At 44.5% G+C, this 9,576-nt stretch carries 12 protein-coding genes; all 12 read right to left on the bottom strand.

Annotated features, from left to right (window positions below):
- Positions 1-322 (bottom strand): contractile injection system protein, VgrG/Pvc8 family (locus FBY13_RS23185; RefSeq protein WP_222430276.1); only part of this gene is annotated, 322 nt, incomplete at its 3' end.
- A gap of 375 nt (positions 323-697) precedes the next feature.
- Positions 698-958, bottom strand: coding sequence for a hypothetical protein (locus FBY13_RS23180; RefSeq protein ID WP_145395260.1), 261 nt, complete (start codon positions 956-958; stop codon positions 698-700).
- Between the two features lie 215 nt (positions 959-1,173).
- Positions 1,174-1,566, bottom strand: a complete 393-nt coding sequence (locus tag FBY13_RS23175) for a DUF3592 domain-containing protein (protein ID WP_145395259.1) — start codon at positions 1,564-1,566, stop codon at positions 1,174-1,176.
- Positions 1,567-1,644: 78 nt separating this feature from the next.
- A complete protein-coding gene (locus tag FBY13_RS23170) occupies positions 1,645-2,025 on the bottom strand; it encodes a hypothetical protein (RefSeq protein WP_145395258.1) in 381 nt (126 codons plus the stop codon).
- A 195-nt stretch (positions 2,026-2,220) separates the two neighbouring features.
- Positions 2,221-2,604, bottom strand: a complete 384-nt coding sequence (locus tag FBY13_RS23165; RefSeq protein ID WP_145395257.1) for a hypothetical protein — start codon at positions 2,602-2,604, stop codon at positions 2,221-2,223.
- Positions 2,605-3,059: 455 nt separating this feature from the next.
- The gene (locus FBY13_RS23535; RefSeq protein ID WP_186440853.1) at positions 3,060-3,215 is read right to left on the bottom strand and encodes a hypothetical protein; all 156 of its coding nucleotides are present in this window, start codon (positions 3,213-3,215) and stop codon (positions 3,060-3,062) included.
- An 85-nt stretch (positions 3,216-3,300) separates the two neighbouring features.
- Complete coding sequence (locus tag FBY13_RS23160) at positions 3,301-3,693, bottom strand: DUF4150 domain-containing protein (protein ID WP_063880038.1); 393 nt, start codon at positions 3,691-3,693, stop codon at positions 3,301-3,303.
- Between the two features lie 9 nt (positions 3,694-3,702).
- On the bottom strand, positions 3,703-4,308 hold the full coding sequence (locus FBY13_RS23155) for a DUF3540 domain-containing protein (protein ID WP_109718314.1): 606 nt from the start codon (positions 4,306-4,308) through the stop codon (positions 3,703-3,705).
- Positions 4,309-4,320: 12 nt separating this feature from the next.
- A complete protein-coding gene (locus FBY13_RS23150) occupies positions 4,321-5,391 on the bottom strand; it encodes a pentapeptide repeat-containing protein (protein WP_145395256.1) in 1,071 nt (356 codons plus the stop codon).
- Positions 5,388-7,928, bottom strand: a complete 2,541-nt coding sequence (locus tag FBY13_RS23145) for a DUF2169 domain-containing protein (RefSeq protein ID WP_145395255.1) — start codon at positions 7,926-7,928, stop codon at positions 5,388-5,390. The genes FBY13_RS23150 and FBY13_RS23145 overlap by 4 nt, the downstream gene beginning before the upstream one ends.
- Before the next feature lie 211 nt (positions 7,929-8,139).
- Complete coding sequence (locus FBY13_RS23140; protein ID WP_145395254.1) at positions 8,140-8,514, bottom strand: DUF3592 domain-containing protein; 375 nt, start codon at positions 8,512-8,514, stop codon at positions 8,140-8,142.
- A gap of 9 nt (positions 8,515-8,523) precedes the next feature.
- A partial coding sequence (locus FBY13_RS23135; RefSeq protein ID WP_145395253.1) for a type VI secretion system Vgr family protein occupies positions 8,524-9,576 on the bottom strand: 1,053 nt, incomplete at its 5' end.

The raw sequence follows: 9,576 nt of genomic DNA, 5'->3' as shown, positions 1-9,576 counted from the left end.
TGCGGTCGCGCTTCATCGGCCACAGATCCGACTCCACCGTCAGCCCGTACACCGCGTAACGCACGCCGCCCAGCTCCTCGCTGCGCACGCCTATCTGAGTAATTTTTCCGTTAATGTAGCGCGGGTTCACCGCGCTCATCAGGCCGTCCGTCGGCAGCGTGAACGTGACCGGCTTGCCCAGCAGCGACTGGCGGTCAATGCGCGCGTCGGTGGAGAGCAGCTCCGCTTGCAGCACGAACGACTGGGACAGCGCTTCGCTGCCGCTCAGACGTCGGAACAGCAGTCCTTGTGCGGGTAACTGGACTGTAATGCGTGAAAACATAAAATTCATCCCTGTCAGAAAAGGGTTGGTAAAAAGGGGTACGCGTTAAGGCGCAAGCATCAATACTTTGAACTTTATCAGAGCAATATGCATTTAACCACGTTGATTAATCTTATTACAGTATTCAAAAAAACTCTCAAAATGACCAATGCAACGAAACATATCATCATTATTTTAATGTTCGTTATAAATACATGAAACACATTTATTTAATGAGGGGCTTTAATTACAACCACAAACTTTCCAACTTACTTCACTGCCATCACCAAAAGCTGGCACAAAACTCCAATTAACTATTGAGAAATAATGAACCCAAAGACTGCATACACATCATTCATCCCTGACCTCAAAGCATAACGATACAGCAAAGCAAGATCATTTCGTTACCTTGATATTTTTAACTTCCCTATCCGAGTACTTCCCCCAACTCTTTCGAATATCTGCAGCCAAATTCATTAAATATTCAAAGTTTTCTTTTTCTAAAATATCATTTTCATTCAGAGTAATTTTTTTGCTTATATCAAAATGTGAATTAGGGTTAAAATTGGGAAAAAGAACACCGATATACCATCCCTCTCCCGCTTGCAAAAGAATGAAATCACCAGCGTGGGACTTAATAACTTTTGCCTCAATCACAAGTCAATCCTTTTTTATAAAAACCAAACATACTCACACTCGATATCAAAGTGGGATTCAAGCTTTAATGTCAAAGGGATTTAATTAAAAATAGCACAGGCATGGCTATTTATTAATCACACTTCCATCAAACCAATAACATTTACACCTTTAAGCTCAGGCTTCAAATTAAACAAGGTTATTATATCAACAACAATAAATAGCACCATTGAAAGTCACCACTTTAAAATAAGTGGTTTATCATACAGAGCAATACGCTGTGGATTTTTAGCATCATATTTAATTGTCGTACCATTACCTGGTTTAAAGCGTTCAATTTTTTCAACAGTTAACGGCAGTAAAATGCTGGCCTCAAACTCTTTATTTTCTATTGTTCTGAATTTGAGAAAGATTTTAAAAACAGGCTTGCCACCGCTCCACACCGTGGTCTGCTGGGTAGCAATAATATCGGCATTTACTGCAATCCCGTTCTTCATAACATAACTTTGTAAAAAACCACTTTTTATCAGAGGCCAGGCATATTCAATCACATTTCTTGCTACGAGGAACATAACAACAATGCTAAACGCGATACCAAAGCACAGCCATGCACTATCAGAAAAACTCATAACAGCCTCAGAATGTGTGTCTATACTTCAGAATAGTCACTTTACGTATCAACGTGAGCTTATTTTATTAACACTTCCCTAATCCCATTCAAAATTAACCACCGCCATTTTAGGAGGATCATCATGACTGTATTTTACGGAAATCTTAATCTCTCCTTTTATTTTATGTATTTGACTAGGGTTCACGGCACACATGGCACCATATACTTTATTAACACCATTTATGGTGGCATTGAAATTAAAAGTATAAAAAAAATCCTCACCGTACTTTACATCATTTTGACACCAACTTAATGCAGTTACGCTGATAACGTCCCCCGACCAGTTTTCACGAGTAATCCAATCTTTGATACCTTTTAATTGTGATTTATTAGGCTTTAACATAGACATGAAAATACCGACTGCGCAAAGAGTAATGATAATACCAATTAAAAAAGGCACTTCAGTTAAAAAATTCATATCTCAAACCTGATTAGTTCATATGATATAACTATAATCGGAATGTAAGTTAACCACCAACGCGGGGTAATTAAATTTAATGTAATGAATTTACGACTAAGAAATAACATAACCATAAATAAAAATTAGTTTAAATTAATTTTTGTCCGCAGTCAGACCAAGATTTAAAGTATTGACAATTATCAACCCTCAACCTTATTCGTTAATCTTTATTGGTCTTCCACTTTCATCCCTGACAAATAAGACACTATTTCCTTTTGAATCGAACTTACCATTATAGATGTTTCCAACCTGATATATATCAAGTGCAATCAGCAACACTGTTTCTTCATGTTTCTCGACTAACCAACTTTTTCTATGCGAGTCTGTTACTCTCAGACTCATTTCTACTACTGGATTATTGTTCAGTAAAATCCCGTTTTGTTTCATTGATAATATCGTTATTTCTACATCACTCCCTTTTTCGATAATATCGCTTTCACGTTGATGAGATTTTTTTACTATTTTATTGGCAATATAGTAGCTTATAAATATTATAAAAAACGTTAAGAAAAAGTTAATAACACTCAATGTAGACATACAATCCTTTAGGTGTTTTAAAAATTAGCGCTGCTCATTTTTTCATTTAAAACCACCAACATGGGTTATGCAGACATTTCAACCTCTGTTGGATTTTATTTAGGCCTGTAATATAATCAGTCACAATAAACATCTCCCCACGTCAATTTTATATTTACCTTCGTTAAAAATGACTTTCAAAAAACAAGAGGAGTTTTCACAGTTATAAAGTGTAAAGCCCTATGAATTTATCACAACTTTCATGGTATTTCTCCTCTTGGTACGCATCCCATTTATCCTGAATCCTTCAGCAACGTCTGCACGATCTATGGCACCGTAAGGCTCTTGAAGATGCGTAGATGAAGGTCGTGCTTCATCCGCCACAGGTCCTACTCCAGCGTAAACCCGTAAATGGTTAAACTTACAACCTTCAACGCCTGACTGCGTAGGACTATCTGTGTGATTTTGTCGGTGATTTAGCACGTGTTCACCACACGCAGCAGGCCATCTAACGGCAGCGTAAAGATGATCGGCTTGCCTGGCAGCGACTGCCGGTCAATACGCGCATGCATAGTAATCAGCCCCGCCTCTAGCACTAACAGTATTTCGCTTACGCTCACACTTTGTAACATCAGCCCTTATGCGGGAGTTGTGCAGTAATATGTGAAGACATAAATTCATCCCTGTAAGAGCAGAGGAAGTTAAAGACATAGAGCGTTAAGGCGCAAGCATCAATACTTTGAACTGGCTGGGAACAATACGCATGCCGATCGCATTCGTTGAATTTTGCAGACTCATGCTCGTCAGCCGCGTTGCCGGCGTGCCTTTCAATAACACCGTGAATGAACCGGTAAGATGACGCGAGGGTCCCATGACCGTTCCCGATGCCACACCGGTTGCGACGCCTGGGTTATCGCCGTTAGTAAGTGGCGTTACAGTTGCCATATTATGCGCGGGCATTCCCATAAATAGTATATTTAGCGCATTTGGGATTGCCGTTGGCCCCAACGCGATATCTGGATAGGGAACAGGCACCGGTGCGGGCGTCGGCGTCAGGCACACATCCGGGAAAGCCAGATCCACACCAAAAAGCTGACAATTTGCAAACATGTTTACTCCTTAACCCATATGAATCTGTTCGGAATCCACTTTGGTTATCGCTTTCGAGGTGATTACCGTATTGTGAGCATGCAAACGTGCGTAATCTTCCGCTTTCATATCAAGTTGCCCAGCACGAACTTGTTCGGTGTTGTGTGTGGTACGCAGCAGGTTATGGCTAATCTGGGTGATGGTCTGCCATACGGATTCTGCTCGTTTTCCAACGATGCGTGAAAGACTGATCCATGCCGACAGCTTGTCACCACTGTAATTCATCTCGTTGATATGGCAATCACCCTGTTCAGCGCTAACGCGCAGAGCGGCACTGCTTAAACTCAGCTCACCCACACTGTTGATATGCAAATCGCCAGGTATGCTGAGTTCCGCCTTTTGCGGATCGGCACGCTCCAGCACAGCCAGTAGCCAGATCTGATTTTCGACACTGGTGATTAAAACTGTGTCACCGGTTTGCGGCACAATCACGCAACTTGCAGCACGGCGACAATGCCAGCCTCGGCCTTCACACTCAACAGTCAGGCTGCCATCGGCGAAGCTGTGCGTGACAACGCCAGCCGCCTGCACTGGAGGTAAAATGGCTTTTGCCAGCGTATGATTGACACTATTCATTTCTTGATCTCCTCAACTGCGGCTCTGGCGCTGTGCGCTCCATGCTTCAGCTGCCAGTAATTCTTCATCAAATTCAATAATGCCCTGACGACCAGAGAATTGCGCATTCTCCTGGCGCGCCCGATGCATGCGCGTTCGGGAAAAGGTAGCACCGCGTAAATCTGCCTTGCATATATCTGCGCCGGTAAAATCGCTGTACGTCAAATCGCAACGAATGAATAACGCCTGAGAGGCCTTTACCTGCTGCAGGATGCTTTGGAAAAAACGGCTGCCCGTAAAATCTGTATGCTCCATGATTGCACCGACAAAAATAGCCTGATCGAAAAGGCTCCCTTTGCACTGTGCTCCAGTGAGGTCTGCTTCCATGAACAGTGCCTGGCTGGCGTTCACCTGATTGAGCTGAGCGCCTTTAAGCGAAGCGCCTTTAAAATTACATTGTGAAAGTTGAGCACCATTGAATTGCACTGCATCCATGACACAGTCAGTAAACTGACAACCTGTAAAACGCAGATGATCGTAATTCTTACCGCGATGATCACAGTTAAAAAAGACAGTACGGTCAAAATCCCCGGGATTTAGGAAGGTCTGACGTAAATCAATGTTGTAAAACGTAGTAAGCAGACTTTTGCAACCCTCAAAGTGTGCCTCGTCCAGCGCCGATTCAAAAAATACGCAACGATCAAACTGCACGCTTTTAAACTGACTGTGCGTAAGTGGGCATTTAATAAACTGCAAGCGGAGCAGCGCGCTACGCGCAAAATTGCAATGCGTAAGCGCACACTGGTTAAATACAGTGTCGTTTAGGCTTGTCTGCTCTGCAATCATCCCCGACATTTCGCATTGGTTAAAGGCAGACTGCTCAATTTTTGCATGCCGAAAATCGGTCTGACCGAGCTGACATTCAGTGAAAACTGTTTCTTTCAAATTGGCACCCTGCAGATTTGCCCCTGTTAAGGACACTTCCTGAAAAATACCCCCGGAAAGATCATATCCCTGCAGATCAACACCATCCAGATTCAGCTCGCTGATGACTTCGCCTTGTTTGATTCGCCGATGAAGCTCCGTTGCAGTAAGCGCGGTCATACAATTTCTCCATCTCGCTTTGGCAACGTTTTAATTCTTTTTGTAAAGGCGCCGTCAAGCTTCGTGGTTTCACTGGTGAACGCCTGTGAGAGATCGGCGCGAAAAAGGTTAGTGCCCCGGAAACATGCCCCACCCAACTGGCTTTTCTGTAACAACGCGCCCATTAAATTGGCATCCGTGAAGTTCGCGTCACGAAAATCCGTACGCACAAACAGGCTGCTCATTAGGTTTGCTTGCTGGAAATTAGCGCCTTTACAGCTTGCCTCGCTTAAATCACTGTTCTCCACTTTTGCCAACATGAATACGGCAGCATCAAGTGGTATCCCACGCAGATTACTTTGTCGAAGCGTTGCATGGGTAAAATCCGCGCCGCTGAGCGTACTACCTGACGTCACCGCGCAGGTGGACAAGGTGGTGCCAGTGAAACTTGCTCCACTTGCCTCTGTATCAACCCATGAGCAGCTCTCTAAGTCGGCGCGGTCAAAAACAACCTGCACAAGCTTGGATTTAAGAAATGTTGTTTTAGTAAGTTTGGCCTCTGTAAAATCAAGACCCGGTAAATCGAGTTCCATGAACACACATGACTGAAGGTTGGCGCACTGAAAGCGGCATTGTGTAAACCAGGTTTCCCTGAACAGTAATTCGCTGAACATTGCTTCATTGAACGTGCAGTTATCAAATAACGTCTCTTGTAGCTGCGTTTCTTTGAAGTAAGCACCTGAAAAATCGCTTTGGCAGCACTGAGCTAAAGCAAAACTTGCATTCTCAAAATTACACTTGCGTAGCGAACTGTGGTGAAGTTCGGTTCGCGCCAGCATCGCACTCTGAAAATTGGCACCGTCCAGTTGGCAATGGCTTAAATCAGCACATTCCAGCAGCGTCTTACTAAAGTCGGCTCCGCGAAGATCCATACCAGAAAAGTCAGCACCGGTAAGATCCATACCGCTAAAGTTGCCGCCCTGTGCCAGCGTTCGTTCCGCGCGTTGACGAATTATCAGTGCCAGATCGCCTTTCAGACGCAGCGCTGGTGGCTGGCTTTTAACAGACATGAGATACATTTGATGGAGAGCATCACGCATCTGTGTCAGCGTCTTCTCACTCAGGCTATCCTTATTGCGCTGCAGCATTTCTTGCATACGGAACAGTGTTTCCGGACCGCGTGGCTGATGCTCGTCACTTTCGCTTTGCGGATAACGGGCCTCAATCTCGCGCTTACGTTGTTCTGCCTGCGCCTTCATTTCCTCAGCCTGCCGCTCCATTTTTTCGATAAATTCCGGAAGATCTTCCAGTTTAGGTAGCTCAGGCTCATCGGGTTCCTTGAGCAAGTCACCCACGTCACCGCCGGATACCTCAAGACGTGCACGATGCTGCTCACGGAGATGTTTTGCCCGCATCTGCATGTTATCCCGCATCGGACTGTGGGTTTGCTCGACCTGATTATCAATCCAGGGCCCGATGGTCTCATCAGGGATAAGATCTTTTTCGCGAAATGAAAACAGCGCGCCTTTTTCTTTATCCAGGCGTTGCGTGAGCACCTTACGATAGTGATTAACTGAGCGTGGTGCCCCCCGTTTTTCCAACGCGGGCATCAACTGCAAGACATCTGCCGCGTCATCTTCATTGATGCGCGTGTTCCCTTGCCATAACAGAACCATTTGCTCCAGATGAGGAAAGAACCATACCGTGGTTGCGCGCAGTGCAATTTCCTCAAACAGTGTTTCATCTTCGCGCTGACGATTAATAAAGCAGCGTGCCTGCCAGGGAGGAAGTTTGCCCTCCTGCATCGGCTTTTGCGGATGCATATTCCAGATTCGCCAGGCAGCTTGCTCAGGTAAGGTATCGCGATCTGCCCACCATTGATCAGGACTGGCAGCATTAAAGACTTTCCAGTCGATATCGCGCGCAAAACCGGGAAAATCATTTTGTAACCAACTAGAATCGTATTTTTTTCCCATACGACTAAAACGTCGTGGCCAGCTAATATCCAGCGGACCAAACCCCGCAGGCTCAGGCTTTTGTTTAGGCTGCGTAAGACGTCCGCTCATCGCTTCGATGTTAGGTAAGCGGACGAACTCATGGCCCTGATGCACCTCGGGGTGAATGCCAATTCCATAAGGATTGTCATCATGGCCTTCACCGCCAAAAGCGCGACTCCAGTCAAGCCGCATCTGTTCAAAAGGCTGAGGCGCTGTGATGTTATTTCCAACCCAGTAGCGATCGCCAAATACCGCCAGCGACTTGCTTAGCGTATCGACTTCAATCTTTGCCACACAGGCGGTTTTGTCGCTTTGATGATGCGTGTAGGCATGGCCGGTCGCCAGAAATTCGGCGCACACTTTTGGCATGGCTAAATCGAGAACGCCGCCGCTGGTCTGTAACTCGCTGGCAGCCAGTTGCCAAAGCTCCATTTCCGGGCGGAGCTTCGGGTTATCACTCATATCGGCTAACGCCAGCACGGTGACGCCAAGATGGTTTTTACCCTGCCAGCGAAAAGGGCGATTAAGTACGCTCAGGCGGAGAGGTTTAATAATTTTCATGCCTGGGCCTCGTTATGAATAACATATTAAAAAGTACCAAACCTAATACTGGTTGGTAACAAATAAGATGGTGAAATCTCGGTTGCGATTAAATTCAATTAATGAATCAAATCAGGTTTTAAAAAAATAACTTATTAAAACTCGAAGACTATTCTAAGTTAAAAAGAGAGTAGCCCTACAACTCTCTTCTCACTATCCAGGCGATTTGAGGTCACTTTCTTAAATCAAGAGGGTTAGGAATATCCACAATGATTTTTTTAGGATCCCCCTTATAATATCTAATTTTAACTTTAGAACCAGGCTGGTACTTATTCACATCCATGGAATTTATGACGGAATCCTTTTTAATTGTTATATCCTCACCATTTTCAGCCCTAAACTCTAACGTTAATGTAACATTGATAAACCCTGAATTCCCTCCTGATCGACCGTAAGCATTAGTTATTACAGCTTGAGTATCAACGCCGTTAGTAAGAATGTTTTCTTTTTCTTTTTTATTTCTAATGTCGCGAATAAGCATTGATGAAATAATATAAACAAAAATAGCAAACCCAGAAATTGCAATAATATTTGCAAAAATTCTCATAACTTCCTCTCAGATAAACATAAATGCGGCCGCAGCCCGTAAACTCAAAGCCAAAGAATCAAACTCCACTCCAGCCACACGTGTTTTCATACCATTGTCGAAATGTAAGGTAACTGGGTTATTTTCTAATTTTACACCTGTCAAACCAAAGCTTAAGGGTGTAAATGACATACTCAAGCCTTTGAAATCAGTACCTTGAACAGCAACACCCAATGAAATACCAACATAACTCTCCTGATGTCCATGGGCATTAGTCACCCAATATGGCGCATCAATATTTACTTCTGTATCACTATGAATGGTGATTTTATTAGGTGATGTAATTAGAGTTTCGCCACCCAACACTTTCTGAGTCCAACCACCAGAATTAACTGTAAAATCTACTCCGCCTGCTTTGATCTTTTTAATATAGCCGCCATCGAGGACGGTTAAATTATCTCCACCGCGAATTTTGGTTATACGCCCGCCAGTTATGTCAATTTCGTCGCCTTTATTTTTAATATTTAACTTTCGACCATTGATGACAGTAACATCCTCACCATCTTTAAATGTTTTTATTTCCGCGCCATCAACGAAGGTAGTCCGCTTCTGTTTATAATGAAAAGTCGCATCACCTGTTACTTCGTCACTCTGCTCTTTGCCAATAGTGGTAGTCCGGGATCCATCAATGGCAACGGTCTTATCATTCTCTACCGAAATATTCATGTCTTTCTCAGCATGCATATTCAGCAGTTCACCGCCCGGCTTGTCTTCAAAGAACAGATAACTGGCATTGGCCTGATGTCCGTCTTTACTCCGTGTCATAAAGCCCATTCGTGTTGCATCGCCGGGCAATTCCCATGGCGGCATACTGGCTTCGTTATAAACACGTCCAGTAATAATTGGCCGATCCGGATCGCCGTTAATAAAGTCCACGACGACCTCATCGCCCACACGTGGGATCTGCACCCCGCCGAAGCCCTGGCCCGCCCAGGCGCTTGACACCCGCACCCAGCACGAACTCGTGTCGTCCCCTTTCGCCAGACGGTCCCAGTGGAACTTTACCTTCACCCGGCCGTATTT

Origin of the sequence: Pantoea sp. SJZ147 (assembly GCF_007828605.1) — a bacterium.
In the GTDB taxonomy this organism is placed as follows: Bacteria; Pseudomonadota; Gammaproteobacteria; order Enterobacterales; family Enterobacteriaceae; genus Pantoea; species Pantoea allii.
Note: the sequence above shows the minus strand (reverse complement) of the source record. Positions and strands in the feature narration are given on the sequence as shown.